This window comes from Bradyrhizobium sp. CCGB12 (assembly GCF_024199845.1).
In the GTDB taxonomy this organism is placed as follows: domain Bacteria; phylum Pseudomonadota; class Alphaproteobacteria; order Rhizobiales; family Xanthobacteraceae; genus Bradyrhizobium.
This window is the reverse complement of sequence record NZ_JANADO010000001.1, coordinates 8406699-8423509: the sequence shown is the minus strand read 5'-3', so window position 1 is coordinate 8423509 and position 16811 is coordinate 8406699. Positions and strand designations below refer to the sequence as shown.

At 64.2% G+C, this 16811-nt stretch carries 19 protein-coding genes and 1 pseudogene; 11 read left to right on the top strand and 9 right to left on the bottom strand.

What is annotated here, in order from left to right; translation table 11 throughout:
* Both NLM27_RS38760 and NLM27_RS38755 read left to right on the top strand, forming a co-directional pair.
* Positions 1–1428 carry an MBOAT family protein gene (locus NLM27_RS38760; RefSeq protein WP_254148273.1) on the top strand — a complete coding sequence of 476 codons (1428 nt, stop codon included), beginning with the start codon at positions 1–3 and terminating at the stop codon, positions 1426–1428.
* The gene (locus NLM27_RS38755) at positions 1397–2536 is read left to right on the top strand and encodes a hypothetical protein (RefSeq protein ID WP_254148272.1); all 1140 of its coding nucleotides are present in this window, start codon (positions 1397–1399) and stop codon (positions 2534–2536) included. Before NLM27_RS38760 ends, NLM27_RS38755 begins: the two co-directional genes overlap by 32 nt.
* 41 nt (positions 2537–2577) lie before the next feature.
* Here the strand turns inward: NLM27_RS38755 and NLM27_RS38750 are convergent, their stop codons facing one another.
* Together NLM27_RS38750 and NLM27_RS38745 are read right to left on the bottom strand one after the other, a co-directional pair.
* Positions 2578–3057: a DUF992 domain-containing protein gene (locus tag NLM27_RS38750; protein WP_254148271.1), complete on the bottom strand. Its 480-nt coding sequence runs from the start codon at positions 3055–3057 to the stop codon at positions 2578–2580.
* 169 nt (positions 3058–3226) lie between these two features.
* Positions 3227–4429 (bottom strand): pyridoxal phosphate-dependent aminotransferase, encoded by a 1203-nt coding sequence (locus NLM27_RS38745; protein ID WP_254148270.1) that lies wholly within the window; start codon positions 4427–4429, stop codon positions 3227–3229.
* Positions 4430–5007: 578 nt separating this feature from the next.
* Between NLM27_RS38745 and NLM27_RS38740 the strand changes: the two genes are divergently transcribed.
* The 6 genes from NLM27_RS38740 to NLM27_RS38715 all read left to right on the top strand — a co-directional run bounded on the left by NLM27_RS38740 (position 5008) and on the right by NLM27_RS38715 (position 8912).
* Entirely contained in the window at positions 5008–5658 is a 651-nt protein-coding gene (locus NLM27_RS38740) for a glutathione S-transferase family protein (protein ID WP_254148269.1), read from the top strand.
* A gap of 156 nt (positions 5659–5814) precedes the next feature.
* Positions 5815–5991: a hypothetical protein gene (locus NLM27_RS38735; protein WP_254148268.1), complete on the top strand. Its 177-nt coding sequence runs from the start codon at positions 5815–5817 to the stop codon at positions 5989–5991.
* 73 nt (positions 5992–6064) lie between these two features.
* On the top strand, positions 6065–6223 hold the full coding sequence (locus NLM27_RS38730) for a hypothetical protein (protein ID WP_254148267.1): 159 nt from the start codon (positions 6065–6067) through the stop codon (positions 6221–6223).
* A gap of 128 nt (positions 6224–6351) precedes the next feature.
* Positions 6352–7164 carry a PAS-domain containing protein gene (locus NLM27_RS38725; protein ID WP_254148266.1) on the top strand — a complete coding sequence of 271 codons (813 nt, stop codon included), beginning with the start codon at positions 6352–6354 and terminating at the stop codon, positions 7162–7164.
* Positions 7165–7260: 96 nt separating this feature from the next.
* Entirely contained in the window at positions 7261–7716 is a 456-nt protein-coding gene (locus NLM27_RS38720) for a GNAT family N-acetyltransferase (protein WP_254148265.1), read from the top strand.
* Positions 7717–7970: 254 nt separating this feature from the next.
* Positions 7971–8912 (top strand): aldo/keto reductase, encoded by a 942-nt coding sequence (locus NLM27_RS38715; RefSeq protein ID WP_254148264.1) that lies wholly within the window; start codon positions 7971–7973, stop codon positions 8910–8912.
* Between the two features lie 32 nt (positions 8913–8944).
* Here the strand turns inward: NLM27_RS38715 and NLM27_RS38710 are convergent, their stop codons facing one another.
* From NLM27_RS38710 to NLM27_RS38695, 4 genes and pseudogenes are all read right to left on the bottom strand, one after another.
* Positions 8945–9268, bottom strand: coding sequence for an antibiotic biosynthesis monooxygenase (locus tag NLM27_RS38710; protein WP_254149031.1), 324 nt, complete (start codon positions 9266–9268; stop codon positions 8945–8947).
* A gap of 177 nt (positions 9269–9445) precedes the next feature.
* Positions 9446–9686 (bottom strand): annotated as a pseudogene (locus NLM27_RS38705) (DUF559 domain-containing protein); the annotation flags it as partial.
* A 69-nt stretch (positions 9687–9755) separates the two neighbouring features.
* Entirely contained in the window at positions 9756–10973 is a 1218-nt protein-coding gene (locus NLM27_RS38700; protein ID WP_254148263.1) for a DUF1501 domain-containing protein, read from the bottom strand.
* A 2-nt stretch (positions 10974–10975) separates the two neighbouring features.
* The gene (locus NLM27_RS38695; RefSeq protein ID WP_254148262.1) at positions 10976–12544 is read right to left on the bottom strand and encodes a DUF1800 family protein; all 1569 of its coding nucleotides are present in this window, start codon (positions 12542–12544) and stop codon (positions 10976–10978) included.
* A 114-nt stretch (positions 12545–12658) separates the two neighbouring features.
* Here NLM27_RS38695 and NLM27_RS38690 point away from each other — a divergent pair, with 114 nt between their 5' ends.
* Complete coding sequence (locus tag NLM27_RS38690) at positions 12659–12856, top strand: cysteine-rich CWC family protein (RefSeq protein WP_254148261.1); 198 nt, start codon at positions 12659–12661, stop codon at positions 12854–12856.
* A gap of 54 nt (positions 12857–12910) precedes the next feature.
* Here NLM27_RS38690 and NLM27_RS38685 read toward each other — a convergent pair whose 3' ends face one another.
* Positions 12911–13609 (bottom strand): glutathione S-transferase family protein, encoded by a 699-nt coding sequence (locus NLM27_RS38685; RefSeq protein ID WP_254148260.1) that lies wholly within the window; start codon positions 13607–13609, stop codon positions 12911–12913.
* Positions 13610–13792: 183 nt separating this feature from the next.
* On the opposite strand from NLM27_RS38685, the gene NLM27_RS38680 reads away from it, so the two are divergent.
* Positions 13793–14908 (top strand): MBL fold metallo-hydrolase, encoded by a 1116-nt coding sequence (locus NLM27_RS38680; RefSeq protein ID WP_254148259.1) that lies wholly within the window; start codon positions 13793–13795, stop codon positions 14906–14908.
* Positions 14908–15513 (top strand): SCO family protein, encoded by a 606-nt coding sequence (locus tag NLM27_RS38675; protein ID WP_254148258.1) that lies wholly within the window; start codon positions 14908–14910, stop codon positions 15511–15513. The genes NLM27_RS38680 and NLM27_RS38675 overlap by 1 nt, the downstream gene beginning before the upstream one ends.
* A gap of 33 nt (positions 15514–15546) precedes the next feature.
* On the opposite strand, the gene NLM27_RS38670 is transcribed toward NLM27_RS38675, so the two are convergent.
* Both NLM27_RS38670 and NLM27_RS38665 read right to left on the bottom strand, forming a co-directional pair.
* On the bottom strand, positions 15547–15777 hold the full coding sequence (locus NLM27_RS38670) for a hypothetical protein (protein ID WP_254148257.1): 231 nt from the start codon (positions 15775–15777) through the stop codon (positions 15547–15549).
* Positions 15774–16553 (bottom strand): TSUP family transporter, encoded by a 780-nt coding sequence (locus NLM27_RS38665; RefSeq protein ID WP_254148256.1) that lies wholly within the window; start codon positions 16551–16553, stop codon positions 15774–15776. The genes NLM27_RS38670 and NLM27_RS38665 overlap by 4 nt, the downstream gene beginning before the upstream one ends.
* Positions 16554–16811: the final 258 nt, after the last annotated feature.

Sequence of the window (16811 nt, the reverse complement as noted above, 5' to 3'; positions counted from 1 at the left end):
ATGGCCTTCAGCGATCTGCGTTACCTGCTGGTTCTCGGAGTTGTGACGCTGATCGTGCACGCAATTCCGCAGGGCGCTCCACGCCTGCTCGCGATAGCCTTCATCAGCCTGGTCTTTTATGTCAGCCTCAATCCGGCTACATGGTACGTGCTGGTCGCCGTCGCCGCGCTGGCCTATCTGTCCGGAATGGTCTTGTCCCGCGTGCCCGACGGCCGGGCGCGGAGCATGCTGTTTGCTGCGCTTCTGACGATCACCCTGCTGCCGCTGCTGTGCTTCAAGTACGCGGCAACCGCCTATCATCTGCTGCCGCCGGACGGCGATCTGGCGGGCCGGTGGTCGACGATGGCCAACATCATCCTGCCGATCGGCATCTCGTTCTATTCGTTTCTCGCAGCCGGATACGTCATCGACGTCTTTGTCGGAAGCCTGCCGGCCGAAACGAACGCGATCCGGTTCGGCGCAGTGATGTTTTTCTTCCCGCACCTGACCGCCGGTCCGATCGAGCGCGCCCGGCATTTGCTGCCGCAGCTCGGAAATGTCGGCGTGTTCAACTACGAACGCGCCGTGACCGGCCTGCGCGCCATCCTCACCGGCCTGTTCCTCAAGATCGTCGTCGCCGACACGCTGGCCCCTTACGTCGATGCCGTCTACTCGGCGCCCCGCAACCATGGGGCCGTCGACCTGGCGCTGGCCACGATCTATTTTTCGTTTCAGGTCTACGCGGATTTTGCCGGCTACTCATTGATCGCGATCGGCAGCGCGCGCCTGCTGGGCATCGAACTTACGATCAACTTCATGCAGCCCTGGCTCAGCCAGAATCTGCCGGACTACTGGCGACGCTGGCACATCAGCCTGTCCTCCTGGTTTCGCGACTATGTCTTCATGCCGCTGCAGTTCCAGGCGCGACGCTGGGGCAAGTACGGTCTTGCGGGGGCGTTGGTCTTTACGTTCGTGCTCGTCGGCATCTGGCACGGCGCCGGATTCAACTTCGCGGTTTTCGGCTTGATCCATGGCGCCCTCGTCGCTTTTTCGACACTCACCTTCGCCCGGCGTGATCGGTTTTGGCGATCCCACGTTCCGCGCCCGGTGTTGCTGGTGCTGCGTGCCACGACGACCTTCCTGATCGTCACCCTGACGTTCATCCTGTTTCGCGCCAGCGGCCTGCGAGAAGCGCTCTGGATCTACAAGGCACTCATCACCGGAGCCGAGGGCGTCCGAACGGTCGCGCTGAGCAAGCCCGTGATCGTCATTGCGGCGGCCATCGCGTACGACCTCCTGGTCACATGGGTCAAGGACGCCAAGCCGTTCCCGGTCTGGCTCCGTTGGTCGGGCTATTACGCCGGCGTTGTGTGCATCCTCATCGCAATGATCGAGCACGTCCTACAGGCATCTTCGAATGTCCAGCAGTTCATCTATTTCAAATTCTAAGCCAACCCCCGCCAGACGGTTCGTCTTGCGGCTGGCCTTGTTCCTGCTGCCGCTGGCCGCGATCGCAATTCCCGGAGCTGCAATCTCGTATCTGAGCGGCGAACTGCTGCCCGTCAGTGCCATCGCATGGCTGCAAACCCGGGGAACGCCATTCACATTCCTGGCCAAGCTTTCGGATCATTCGTATCGACTGAAGCTCGAAGCCGTCCTCCGGAGGAAACCGGAAGCGATAGCGATGGGATCATCGCGGGGAAATCAGTGGCGAAGCGCCATGTTTCGTCCGGCGCGATTCTACAACGCTGCAAACGCAGTTTTCGTTGTCCGGGACTTCCGCCGCATGCTGGAGGAATTCGGCGACTTCAGCCCGCGCGTCATCCTCTTCTCGTTCGACTATTTCACCTTCGTGCCGGCATTCGAGACAGCCTATCTAGCGCAATCTCGCGCCGAGGTGGGCGGCTGGGCTTCACCTGAGCAGATCCGCATCATCCAGGGCGTCCTCGACGACCTCGTGAAGACGCGCAGCTTTCCCTGGCCCTCTCACAATGCTGCCCCAGCACTGGGCCTGTCGGCGATCAGAACCGGCGTCGGATTTCGCTTGGACGGATCCTACAATTACGGATCCCTCACCTTCGACGACGGCACGAGCAGCGTGTCTGCGATCGAAGCCGGAAAGCAATGGCCGCTCGTTCCCGCCGAGCACCTCGATGGCTCGATTCTCCGGGACTTCGAACGCTTCACCGAGCTGGCGAGGCAGAAGGGCATCGCGCTGGTCGGCGTCACGATGCCGTACACTCCGAAGGTGCGCGAGGCTATGGAGCGATCGCCGCACTACGGGGCCTGGCGGCAATTCCGGTCGGAAGCAACGAACGAATGGATCCGAAAGCAGGGCGTGCTTTATTTCGATTTCAGCGACCTGGAGAGTTTCGGGGGCCGACTGGATGAATTTGCCGACCCCTACCATCCGAGCGAACCGGCCTACATCAGGATGCTGCTTTCGATGCTCGCCGACGAAAGATTCCATGCGCTGTTTCCGAATCTCGATGCACGCGACCTGCAGGAGACGCTGAAGCACGCCGGCAGGCTCGAAGCCTATCGCGACACATTCTAGCACCAATCCGCGCCGAAGGATTTGGAACGACGCTCTGGCGGCTAACGGCCCGGACGGAGTTCCAGGCTTTCGAGGCCCGCGGCGACGTTGAGACCAACCTGGCCCTGCACGCTGAGCGGCTGGAGCGCGATCGAATTGTTGGAGCCGCCGACCAGCACGTTGCCGCCAAGACCGACGCCGACCGACGCGCTGCCCTGCGCACCCGCGTAATTGCCGGAGAGATCACCGGGGCCGAGGCGGTCGACCGGGGCGAACACACCCCAGGCCAAAGCCGTCTCCTGGGTGATGCCGATGTCGAGGCCGACTTTACGGATCGTCGCGACATAGCGATCATCGGGCAGACCGTCGGCGCGCAGCACGCAGCCGAGATGGGTCACCGATCCCACGATGAAGCCGACACTGGCACCGCCGCGGCACTCGAGCACGCCGACCCGCGCCATCCGCTGCTGCGCGCCGGCGGCAACGACGGATACAACGAGGCTGGCCGCGGCGAGCCCGGCAAGGATGAACGAACGGCGCATGAAATATCTCCGGCGATGATGTGAGGCGAGCAGAGAGCGCCCTACTCGTGATGCGTGATGGTCTATGCCACAAGAGCCGTGGCGGTGCCAGATCGCGCGCGGGGATAAGCGTGCAAACAATAAGAAGGCCCGCCGGAGGCGGGCCCTTTCGCAGTTCGTTGCTGCTTGCTTACCGGAGATTGCCGCAGAAACGCTGGATGCGCTTGCAGGCGTCTTCGAGGTCGGAGGTCTTGGTCGCATAGGAGATGCGGAACGCCGGACCAAGGCCGAACGCCGAACCCTGCACGACGGCGACGCCTTCGGTCTCCAAGAGCTCGGTGACGAAGGTCTCGTCATTGTCGATCACCTTGCCCGACGGCGCGGTCTTGCCGATCGTGCCGGCGCAGGACGGATAGACGTAGAAGGCGCCTTCGGGGCGCGGGCACTCGATGCCCTTGGCCTGGTTGAGCATGGAGACGACGAGGTCGCGGCGCTCCTTGAACACCTTGTTGTTGGCGGGGATGAAGTCCTGCGGACCGTTCAGCGCTTCCACCGCAGCCCACTGCGCAATCGACGACGGGTTCGAGGTCGACTGCGACTGGATCGTGGACATCGCCTTGATCAGCTGCGCCGGGCCGCCGGCATAGCCGATACGCCAGCCGGTCATGCAATAGGCCTTCGACACGCCGTTCACGGTGAGCGTGCGGTCGTAGAGTTTCGGCTCGACCTGCGCGACCGTGGTGAACTGGAAGTCGTCATAGACGAGGTGCTCGTACATGTCGTCGGTCATCACCCACACGTGGGGATGCTTGACCAGCACGTCGGTAAGCGCCTTCAGCTCGGACTTGGTGTAGGCAGCTCCCGTCGGGTTCGACGGTGAGCACAGGATCACCCATTTGGTCTTCGGCGTGATCGCGCGCTCCAGCGCCTCGGCCTGGAGCTTGAAGCCGGTCGCGGCGGTGCAGACCACCGGCACCGGCTCGCCGCCGGCGAGCGCCACCATCTCGGGATAGCTGACCCAGTACGGCGCGGGGATGATCACCTCGTCGCCCGGATTGATGGTCGCCATCAGCGCGTTGTAGAGCACCTGCTTGCCGCCGGTGCCGACGATGATCTGGTTCGGCTTGTAGGCGACGCCGTTCTCGCGCTGAAACTTGGCGATGATGGCTTCTTTCAGCTCGGGGATGCCGTCGACCGCGGTGTACTTGGTCTTGCCGGCCTCGATGGCGCGGATCGCCGCCAGCTTGATGTTGGCGGGGGTGTCGAAGTCGGGCTCGCCGGCGCCGAGGCCGATAACGTTGCGGCCCGCCGCTTTCAGCGCGCGTGCTTTATCCGTGACCGCGATGGTCGCGGACGGCTTCACACGGTCGAGCGCAGCGGCAAGGAAGGACATCGTCATCTCCTGACAAGCGTCGTGAAGCCCTGGGCCTCACGACTCTGATTGTGGGAATGAGCCACCCTAAAACGTGAGCCGCTGCACCGCAAGAAACTTCGGCCCGATCTCGGAAAGTTTAGGGATTTGGAAGGCTTCAAGCCGGGATTGACCGCAATGTTCCGCAACTTTGCCGTCCAAATCCCTCATATCCGGCAAGGTCTGTCCTCGGAGCAATTTTGGCGCGTTCAACAGGTGGTTGTCATGCCCGGGCTTCCACGTTCTTCGCACCGCGTGGCACGACGTGGATGGCAGGGACAAAGCCCGGCCATGACGATGTGGAAGCTTCAGTGCCCCAAACCGCAATCGCTCTGCCGGCTCACAAGCGCGCGCAGCAATGTCCCGTGCGTTGACGCAAGCGTGAACTGAATTGCAATGTCGCGCGGAAATGATCTTCCGTGGCATTGCAGTGCGGTAGGGTTTTCGAGTTTTTCTATTGGCTGGCCCTTGCGGCGGATTCGCATCAGCATCATTGTCTAGCCGCGCTGCAGGGCAACCAGCGCCGCGCTTTTCCCATCCTTCGGACTAGAACTCCCCGAATGTACAAGCTCTATTCGATGCAGCGCTCCGGCAACAGTTACAAGGTCCGCCTTGCGCTGGCGCTATTGAACCTGCCCTACGAAGCGGTCGAAGTGGACATTCTGCACGGCGAGAGCCGCACGCCCGACTTCCTGTCGAAGAACCCTTCCGGCCAGGTGCCGCTGCTCGAGGTCGGCGACGACCGCTATCTCGCCGAGTCCAACGCCATCCTCTGGTACGTCGCCGTCGGTACGCCGCTCGCGCCGGAGAATCGCATCGACCGCGCCGAGGCGCTGCAATGGATGTTCTTCGAGCAGCACGCGCTCGAGCCCAACATCGGCGCGGCCTATTTCTGGCTGTCGCTGGTCAAGGGCGGCCGCGATCTCCAGACCCACTCGCTGGAGGATTGGATGGAGCGCGGCTATGGCGCGCTCCAGGTCATGGAGAACCATCTCAAGACCAACGCCTATTTCGCCGCCCGCCAGCTCACGGTCGCCGACATCGCGCTCTATGGCTACACCCACCTCGCCGACCGCTGCGATTTCGACCTTTCGACCTTCCCGGCGATCCGGGACTGGCTGAAGCGCGTGGAAGCTGCGCCCGGCTTCGTGACGATGGACTGGCGCCCGGCCGACATCGACGATCCCGCCAGCATCGCGGCGAGCGCCTGACGCCGCCACCCGCTCTGGCGAATAGCGGGTATAAGGGGCGCTTTTGCCGCAATCTCGCCGTTTTTGGCGCGACGGCCGCCGCAATATTGCCCGTTGAAACGGGGAAATTGTCCGGCGCCGCGAGTGATTCGCTCGCGCGTTGAAGGATTTAGACCCATGATTCGGGCGTCCGGCACGGCAGGCTTTCAGGGCCAATCCGCCACCGTCGCGTCTTCCCGGCTGACCAACGCGGTCGCGGCTTCGCTCGCCGTCGCCGCACTCTCGCTGTGCCTGATCGTCACCCTGACGGTGCTGTCGACCAAGGCGACCATGGCGATGGGCCTGCCGGTCTGATTCCCGTTTCATCCTGGACCAGCCTTCAAGGCGCCGCGCTGCCCGCGCCGACCGGCAATGCGACAGGATTTCGATGAAGTCACCTGTGGTAGTCGTTGCAATCACCTTGGCCGCGGCCATCCTGGTCGCGGCGTCGCTGCTGATATTGGTCGGCACTCGCAAGGGCACTGGGACGTCGACGCTGAATGCCCCCGCGCAGCAGCAGCGCATCAAGCACGCGCACTTGGCCTAAAATCATCCGAAAGATTTGCGCTCCGCCGCAACCGCCCCTTAAGCGCGCCGTGCGAAATCGCATCGCGTTGGCGCAACGATCAGCCAGTGTTGCGGACTTACCTCGTTCGGGAGGAGCGAGACTGGCCCATGCGGCTCGGATGGCGTACGATCTCCGGTCCGGCGCTGACGGCAGCAACCCTGCTGCTGGCGATGCTGTTCGATCGCTTCGCTGCCGTTCCCTCGCCTGCCCCGCTGCTGGTCTGCCTCGTGGCTCTTGCCGGCGCACTGTCGGGCCTCGCCTCGGCCATGGCCAGCGCAGCCGTCGCGGTGATCGGCGCGGCGCTGCTCTTCCTCGACCAACATGGCATTTCCGGCTATGGCAACGCGGATCTGGTCCGGCTCGGCCTCCTCGCCATGACGGTCGCCGGCACCGCAGCCATCACCGGCCTGATGCGCGAACAGCTGCTTGGCACGTTCGCGGCCGAGCGCCAGAGCCACGCCACCGCCGCACGCCTGTCAGCTGCTCTCGACCAGATCGATATCGGCGTGGTGCTGCTCGATGCCGAGACGCGGGCCGAATTCATCAATCGCGCCTTCCGCGATTATTTCGCGGTGCCGGACGAAATCGCCGACGGCAAGCCGCCCTTCATCGCGCTGATGTATCACGGCCGCGACACCGGCGCGTTCGAGCTGCCCGAGGACGAGCTCGGCACCTTCATCGCGCAGCGCATGGAGATGGTGCGCATCGGCGATGCCACGCCGATCAATATCAAGCTGCGCAACGGCGAGGTGCTGCGCTTCGTCTGCGCCGCGCTGCCCGACGGCGGCCGCATGCTGAGCTACACGCCGGTGACCGACCTCGTGCGCCACACCGACGCGCCGGCGCGTGCGGACTATTATCGGTCGCTGCGTGATCCCGCGAACCGCAAGCTGATCCGCTACTTGCGCGTTGCAGAGTGATGCGACGGCGCGATTGATCGGCCTACCCGTCATCACGTATGAAGGATGCTTCATCGGGCTCTGCGCCCGCCCCCTTCGAGATTTGCGGAAACTCAGATGTCCCTCATCATTCGCGCCGTCACCAAGCAGGACTACGATCAATGGCTGCCGCTGTGGGACGGCTACAATGCCTTCTACGGCCGCTCCGGCCCGACCGCGCTCGCACCCGAGATTACGCGTGTGACGTGGCAGCGCTTTTTCGATGCTTACGAGCCGGTGCATGCGCTGGTCGCCGAGCGCGACGGCCAATTGCTCGGCCTGACGCATTATCTCTTTCATCGCAGCACCACCGCGATCGAGCCGTCCTGCTATTTGCAGGACCTGTTCACGCTCGAGGCCGCGCGCGGCAAGGGCGTCGCCTCGGCATTGATTTATGGCGTGTATGAGCGGGCGAAACTGGCGGGGGCGCCGCGCGTCTATTGGCAGACGCACGAGACCAACGTCGCGGCCCAGCGCCTGTACGACAAGGTCGCCGAGCGTTCCGGCTTCATCGTCTACCGCAAGCTGTTCTGATCCTCCCACGCAGCCTGTGGATAACTCCCCCTGTCACCCGCGCGTAACATAGCGGGACTAGGTTTCCGCCTGCGTCTGATCAGGCCCCCCGTCACCGATCAAGCGCCCCCAGCGGTCCCCGTCAGTCGCCGCGTCTGACAGGGGCCGCATTTTTTTGTCCGCTTCGCAGGCATGGCAGCAGCGCAGGCTCGCAGCTTGCCGCTGGGAATGCGCCGTGGTCAGAATGCGCTGCTGCTCATCTGACAGGATCTCCCATGGAAATTCGTAATCTCGGCGCCTCCGGCCTTCGCGTGTCTGCGGTCGGGCTCGGCTGCAACAATTTCGGCCAGCGCACGGATCTGGAGACCTCGCGCAAGGTGATCCATCGCGCGCTCGATCTCGGCATCACGCTGTTCGACACCGCCGACATCTATTCGAACATGGGCGGCTCGGAAAACGTGCTCGGCGCCGTCTTGGGCGATCGCCGCAAGGACATCGTGCTGGCGACGAAATACTCGAAGCCCATGGCCGAGGACGGCACCAAGCAGGGCGCCTCGCGCCGCTACATCATGGAAGCGGTCGAGGCGAGCCTGAAGCGGCTGAAGACCGACTACATCGACCTCTACCAGCAGCACGATTACGACCCGCTGACACCGATCGAGGAGAGCCTGCGCGCGCTCGACGATCTCGTCCGGCAGGGCAAGGTCCGCTACATCGGCAATTCGAACTTTCCGGCCTGGCGCATCGCGGAAGCGGAGTACGTCGCGCGCGCGATGAACGTCAGCCGCTTCGTCTCCTGCCAGGACGAATATTCCCTTGTCGTGCGCGACATCGAGAAGGATTTGTTGCCGGCAGCAGCGGAATACAAGCTCGGCCTGTTGCCGTTCTTCCCGCTCGCAAGCGGACTTCTGACCGGCAAATACCGGAAGGGCGAAGCTGCGCCCGGCGATACCCGTTTCGGCAAAGTTGAGCGGCTGCGCGACCGCTACGTCACGCCGCGCAACGAGGACATCGTCGAGAAGCTCACGGCCTTCGCGAAGGCGCGCGGGCACAGCATGCTCGAGCTCGCGTTCTCCTGGCTCGCCGGCCGCCCGCAGGTCTCGAGCGTGATCGCCGGCGCCACCCGCGTCGAACAGATCGAGCAGAACGTCAAGGCAATCGCGTGGAAGCTCAGCGCCGATGATCTTGCCGAGATCGACAAGATCACCCGAGACTGATTTTTGCTGCGACTGATCTTTGCGGCGCGGCGCTACTTGGCGCCGCGTCCGACCGTCTGCATCACCTCAAAACCTTCGAACTGGGGATGGCCGAGATAGAGCGGCTTGTTGTCGCCGGCCCGGTGATGCGCGGCGCGGAACGCTTCCGACTTGGTCCAGGCCTCGAACGCGGCGTGGTTCGCCCACACGGTGTGCGAGGCATAAAGCGTGTGGTCCTCGAGTTCGGGGCCGCGCAGCAGGTGGAATTCGACGAAGCCCGGCACCTTGTCCAGATGGGTGTCGCGCGTGAGCCAGACCTGCTCGAAGGCGGCCTCGGAGCCCTTGGCGACGCGGAAGCGGTTCATGGCGATGTACATGCGGGTGGTTCTCCTGCAAAGGTGGAACGATCGTAAGAGAGGCACCCCTCTCTCACTCCCTCGCCCCGTTCTTACGGGGAGAGGGTGGGGTGAGGGGCTGCCTCCGCGAGTTCGGCTTGAAATTATAGTCAGAACACCCTCAATGTTGCCAAGGACATCGTTGTTCCAGATACGGAGCACTTTGTACCCCTTCTCTCTCAAGCGCTCGTCACGGATCGCATCTGCTGCAGATTCGTTGTGCTGCCCGCCGTCGACTTTCGAAGTCGCAGGTGTAGCCGATGATTGGCTCTTGCCTGACGAACTTGTGTCCATCGACCCTCCGATTGCGAATGCGATTCCAGAGGACCGTCTCCGCATCAGTTTGATCAACGCGGAGCCGTCGTGCGAGTCGGATAGATTTTCCGTTGTGGCCACGCATTGCCTTGCCCCTCACCCGGATCGCTACGCGATCCGACCTCTCCCCGCAAAGAGCGGGGAGAGGTTTAAGTCAGACCACCAATCCCCTCATCGGCCGCGCCCCCGCGCTGTCGGGAAACACGGTCTCCGCCAGCACGCGATCGGACAGGCCAAACTGCCCCTGCAGCACGCCTTTAATCACCGAACGTAGATCCGTAGTCGGCTTGAGATCGCGGCCTTCATGGAGGTTGGCGAGCTTGAGGCCGGGCCAGTCGGAGATGACGCGGCCGCCCTTCACGGCACCGCCGGCGAGCAGCGCGATCGTTCCGGTGCCGTGGTCGGTGCCGTCGGTGCCGTTGATGCGCGCGGTGCGGCCGAACTCGGTGGCAACCACGACGGCGGTGTCGCGCCAGCGATCGCCCAAGCCGCTTTCGAATTCGGCAAGCGCGCCGTCGAGACCGCCGAGCAGGAAGGCGAGACGGCCGACAGGGCCGCCTTCGTTGGCGTGCGTGTCCCAGCCGTCGAAGGCGAGCGCAGCGATGCGCGGGCCATCGTCGGCCGCCATCAGCTTTGCCGCGCCGCGCGCCACCTGCCGCATCTGCGCGGCTGCATTGCCGCCCTTCGGCTTCATGTCATCGCCACCAGCGGCCTTGTCGAGTTGAAGGCCTTGCGACAACGCCGTCGCCAGCGCGGGATCGCGATGGCGGTAGAGCTCGACGAGGCGCATTGCGGTGTCGTCGTCGGCCTGCGGCAGCGCGACCGGCGCCCAGCCGACGGTGGGCGCATTGCCGCGCAGCACCAGCGGCGTGGTCGGCCCGACCGCAAGCCCCGAGGAGACCCTCTCGCCGCGCGGCAGCGCCTCGAGCGCGCGGTTGAGCCAGCCGGATTGCACACGGCCCGGACCGGCATAGCCGCTTTCGAGCACATCCTGGCCGTCGAAATGCGAGCGGTCGCGATAGGGCGTCGCCACCGCATGGATCACCGCAGCATGCCTGTCGCGGTACATGCGCGAGAATTCCGGCATGGCCGGATGCAGCGCGAAGAAGGAATCGAGCTTGATCGCGGGATGCGCGCCATCCGCCGTGAGTGCGATCGAACCGTGCAGGCCTGCGTAGTCGGGATCGCCGATCGGGGCCACCGTCGAAAGCCCGTCGAGCGCGCCGCGCAGGATTACCACGATCAACCTGGGATCGCGCCCGTCGGCCGCGCGGGCGAATTTCGGCAAGTAAGCCCAGGCCGCGAAACAGGCGCCGCCGAGCAGGAGGCCGCGGCGCGAGGTGAGGAGGCGGTTCTCCACGCAGTCGATCATCATCATCTCCGCTGCATTTCCGGCGACATCAACAGCAGCGCCAGCGCCTGCTGCCGCGACTCCGCGCGCTCGATGGTCCGCCGCGTCTCGATGGACGCCGCGTCCGCCGCCGCGAATTCCAGGAGGTCGCGCGGATCGACGTTGTTGCCGAGCCGCGCCCCCATCTGTGCCGCGATGTCGAGCCGCAGCTTCATGCCCTCGGGTGCAGCCCAGGCGGCGCTGGTGTCGGGGAAACCGTTCGGCCCCGCCGGCGACCACAAGGGCTGGCCGAGCACATTGAGATTGTTGAGGTAGGCGCCGGGATCCTCCGGCACGCGCGCGAGCAGCCGGCCACTCGCGACCAGGAAATCATAAGGCGAGCGCATCTTGGTCAGCGGCGCTTTCCACGCTTCATCGGAATCGACCAGCGCCATGGCAAGCGCCTTCAGGTCGCCGTCGGTTCTGACGAAGACATCACGCAGGCGCGCGACCAGCGCCGGCGGCGGATCGTCGGCAACGAAATGACGGACGAGCTTGGTCGCGATGAAATTCGCGGTCGAAGGATGGCGTGCGATGTCGGCGAGCGCGGCTTCGCCCTGTGCAAGGCCGCTCGGCTCGTAGCTCTTGCCGAGCAGCATTTGCGGCCCCGGCTGGTGCGCATTGACGTTGAACACGAAGGAGCCGGGGGTGCCGAGCTGTCCCTGCCGTCCGGCAAAGGTCCAGCCGGTGATGATGCGCGCGAGCGAGGTGACGTCGTCCTGCGTGTAGCCGCCGCCGACGCCGAGCGTATGCAGTTCCATGATCTCGCGCGCGAGATTTTCGTTCAGCCCGCGCTTGCGGTTTTGTCCCGCGCGGGAATCCGGCCCGAGCGATTGCTGGTTGTCGAGGAAGAACAGCATCGCCGGATGCTGCTCGGCCGCCTTCAACATGTCGGCGAACCGCCCGAGCACATGCGGCCTGATCGCCTCGCGCTCGAACGCGCCGGCCCAGATCCGCGCCAGCTCGCCCTTGCTGGCCGAGATGCAGAAATGGTTGGACCAGAACGCGACGAGACGCTCGGTGAAGCCGCACTCCGCCAGGGTCGCGCGTTGCAGGCGCGCAAGCGCTTCGGCGCGAAAGGTTTTTTGGATCACGTTGAGCGGCTGTGGTGCAGGCTTGGCGGGCTGCGGCGCAGCCATGTTGGGCTGCATGGTCTCAGGCTTGGCCGCATTGTCGGCGGGCTTTGCTTCTGCGATCTGGCCGGCGACCTCCATCGCCGCCGCGTTCAGCGAGAGATTGCGGCGCAGGGCAGGCTTCTGATCGGCAGGCGCTTGTGTCGGCGTTTCAGCGGGCGCGGCGGCCTTGGCAGTTTCCTTGGCGGCTTCGCGCGCCCGCTTGACCTCGTCCTGATAGGCGAACACCGCCTGCCCAAGTTGCGGCGTCGATTGCAGGCCGGGCGCTTCCAGCAGCACGCCGTTGGGACGCGCCAGCTCCGCCTTCACGAAGCCACGCGGATCGGAGCCCGCGTTGATCAGATCTCCGGACGCGCCGCCGCGAGCCCCGAAGCCGAAGCGGTTGAGCGCAACGAGGGCGGCTTGCGAATCGCGGGCCATCGATCTGTCCTTCGCGCGTTGCGAACCGCTTTCCTGATACGTGCGCAGCGCATAATATACCGCAGCGAGATATGAACCCGACATGAAAATGACGGCGAAGCTTCGGCGTAAATCATGACAAATCCGAAACAATCCTCATCGCAGGAACCGCGCCGCCTCGCCTGCTCCCGCTGCGGCACCGAGTTCGGCTGCGACCTCTCGGGCAGCTGCTGGTGTGCGGAGGAGACTGCAAGATTGCCGATGCCGGTCGAGGGCGAGGATTGCTTGTGCCGGGAATGTCTGCGCAAGGCGGCGGAAGAGGCGGCTCGTTAGACGCGAGAGCGCGCCACACACTCACTGTCGTCCCGGCGAAGGAGCAAGTGTGCCCTACACCGCATGCCCCGGCGATGTCCGCGCCATGCCGTCGAACGCGTCGAGCAGTTTTTCCCGCCACGCATAGACCGGATCATCCGCCTCGAGCAGCTTGAACGAGCTCACCACGCGCGCCCACTGAAAACCGCCAAACAGGATGTAGTCGGCGTAGTTCGGCGCGGCACCGCCGATATATGGCTGCTTCTTCAGGGTCTGCCGCATCACTTCCAGCGACTTGCGGAATGCGACCACGCCGGCATCACGGCCTGCCATGACCTCTTCCAGCGTCTTGCCGCCAAAGCGCGCCTCGCGCGATTTGCGGAAATAAGCGGCGTCGGCGTCGGCAAGATTGTTCGGGATGTCGGCGACGATCAGCGGAAAGATGCCGCCGACGATGGCGATGTCGCCGAAGGCATTGATCATGCGCGCCATGGCGCGACCACCCTCGCCGCCGAACAACGACGGACGATCCGGAAAATTGTCCTCGAGATAGGTCGCGATCGTCCAGGAATCGACCACGGGCTGGTCGTGATGCAGCAGCACCGGCACTTTCTCGGAACCATGCGGCGCGATCGCGCCCTTCTCGGTGAAGCGCCAAGGCAGCGATTGCGCTGTCAGCCCCTTATGCGCGAGCGCCATCCGCGTGCGCCAGCAATACGGACTGAACGGGCGCGCGGCGTCAGTGCCGACGAGTTCGAAGAGTTTAAGCGACATGATTGGTCCTGCGGCTGCAAGGATGCAGCTGCATGAGTGTCGTAACATCCTACCGCAGTGTCAACCACCCAGCACGCTCACGATCGCGCAACTGCTGACGCGGATTTGCCGCGGCTTGTTGAGCCGCTTTCGGATCGGACCTAAGCTCGGGCATTTCGAAGATCATGTATGGGAGGAATTGCAATGACCAGGAATATTCCTCGGCGCGATTTCCTGTTGGGCTCCGCAGCGCTCGCCGGCGCGGCGGCCGCAAATGCCTTCACTTGTGTCGAGATCGCGAGCGCGGGGCCGATCGCGGTTCCGGCGGTCGACAAGCTCTCGATCCGCGTGCTGGTGGATTCCAGCTTCGACATGTTCTTCCGTCCCAAGCAGATCCACGGCGTCTCCATCGCCCCGGCGGCGCGCGGCAGCGATTTCCGCAAATCGCTGCACAATGAATGGGGCCTGTCGCTCTGGCTTGAATCCGAAGGCGGCGGCAACCAGCGCACGCTGATGCTGGACTATGGCTACACACCCGAAGTTCTGCTCAACAACATGGCGCTGATGGGCGTCGATCCGGCCAAGCTCAATGCGCTGATCGTCAGCCACGGACATTACGATCATTTCGGCGGCCTGAACGGCCTCCTCGACAAATTCCGCGACAAGCTGCCGGCCGACTTGAAGCTCTATGCGGGCGGGGAGGACAATTTCTGCCATCGCGTCAGTCCAACGCCGACGCAGGGACAGTTTGCCGATTTCGGCACGCTCGATCGCCGGCAGCTCGCAGCGCAGAAGGTGACGACCGTGCTGTGCGAAACGCCGACCGTGATCGCCGATCATGCCTTCACCACCGGCAAGATCACCCGCCGCAGCGGCGAACGCGTGTTGCCGAACACCTTCGTCGAATTCGGCATGAAGGATGGGCTCGGCTGCAATGTCGGGCACTATCTTCCCGCCGAGATGGAAGGCAAGATCGTGCCGGACGAGCACATTCACGAGCACGCCACCTGCTTCAACGTGCGGGATCTCGGCCTCGTCGTGATCTCGTCCTGCGGACATGTGGGCATCGTCAATTCGGTCAAGCAGGCGCAGGAGGTGTCGGGCGTCCAGAAGGTGCACGCCATCGTCGGCGGCTTCCATCTCGGCCCGGCCCCGAAGGACTACCTCACGCAGGTCGTGAGCGAGATCAAGGCACTCAATCCTGACGTCGTGGTGCCCATGCATTGCAGCGGGCTCAACTTCGCGCAGGAAGCCAATGCGCAGATGGATGGACGGGTGGTGGTGACGACGACGGGCAGCCGCCTCACCTTCGGGCTGTGATGCGACGCGCGAGCCTGTGGCTGTGCGTGATACTAGCGCTTGCCTGCGCAGGAGCGGCGCAGGCGCGCTCGGCCGCCGAGACAATGGACATCCTGATGTGGAATCGGGAGCCGGTCGGCGGACCGTTCCAGCTGATAGACCAGACCGGCAAGCCACGCAGTGACCGCGACTTCCGCGGACGACTGATGCTGGTCTATTTCGGCTTCACCTATTGCCCCGACGTCTGCCCGACCGACCTGATGGCGATCGGACAGGCGCTCGAGCAGCTCGGGTCGGACGCCGACGCCGTGCAGCCGATCTTCATCACGCTCGACCCCGAGCGCGACACGGCCGAGCATCTTGCCGAATATGTGCCGCTGTTTCATCCGCGGCTGCTCGGGCTCACCGGCAGCCTCGACGCGATCGGGACCGTGGCGGACGCCTACAAGGTCTATTTCGCCAAAGTCGCGATCGGCAAGGAGGGCGGCGACTACACGGTCGACCACACGTCCTTCATCTATCTCATGGATCGCGACGGAAAATATCTCGGCTTCTTTCCGCCGGGGACCTCGGCCGAGCGCATGGTCGAGATCATCCGGCCAAGGCTTGCAGCGCCTTCGCGGTAGCGCTCCGGCGCGGACAGGCTGGAAACGAGGTGATCACCGCCCGTTCGCGCGCAACAGCCTCTCGCCGCCTTCGGTCACGGCGATGATCAGCCCGAGGCCTGCAACCGTCTCGCGCGCGACGTAGCCGCGCTCGGTGGCATCCTCCCAGATGGTGAGGCGCGGGCACGAGGTCTTCCAGGTCGCGATCACCTCGGCATAGGCGCGCGGCTCGCGAGCGACCCATTCGACGAAATCCAGCACCAGCGGATCGGCAGTCTCGCTCACTGCAAACCTCCCTTGTCGAAGGCGGCCAGCACCGGTGTGCGAACCATGAGCCAGCCGCCATAGGCGATGTAGTAGCAGGCAATGGTGGTGATCAGCTTGTTCGACCAGGCGATGAACTGCTGGTCGGTCATGGCTTCGAGGATGCGCCGCGCCAGTGTGGTGCCGAGCATCGAGGCTGCAATTGCGACACCGGCGAGCGCGGGATCGAGGCTCGCCGCCTGATCGATGATGCCGCCGAAATAGATAAGCTTGGTGAAATGGCTGACGAGCTGGCACATCGCTTTCGTCGCGACCTTCTCGCGCCGACCGAAATCGCCACCGAGGAAGAAGGTGTCGAGCAGCGGGCCTGACACGCCGGTCATCAGCATCAGGCCCATGCAGATCGTGCCGTAGACCGTGCCTTGCCACAGGCGATCAGGATCCGGCTTGATGTTGGTGGGCAGCAGCCGCGCCATGAATGGGGTGACGCCGAGCAGCAGCAGCGCCATCGGCTTATCAGGCACGTAGCGGGTCAGAGACCACGCCGCGAGCGCGATGGCAGCGCCGACCATATAGTTCGCGACCGGGCGCCAGCGGATATGCGAGCGCCACAGCAACGCACGCCAGCCGTTCGAGGCCATCTGCGTGATCGCATGCAGCACCATCGCGGTCGGCAGCGGCATCAGGGCCAGGAGCACGCCGATCAGGATCAGTCCGCCCGCCATGCCGAACAGTCCCGACAGGAACGCGGTGGCGACCATCAGCAATCCAAGGGCAGCGATCAAGATGGGCGTCACGTGCAAATTCTCCTGCGGTGGCTCAAATGTAAGGGACGCAACTCCCTCGCCCCGCTTGCGGGGAGAGGGTGGGGTGAGGGGGAGCCACCGCGGGGACGGCGAGAGTGAGACTCGCGGAGAGTCCCCCTCACCCGGAATTTGCTATCGCAAATTCCGGCCTCTCCCCGCAGGCGGGGAGAGGCGAAGGCAGCGGCGCCTCCCAGTAGATCAACTTGGAATTACTCTCATTCTTGTGCCTCGCTTGCCCTGCCCTCGCAA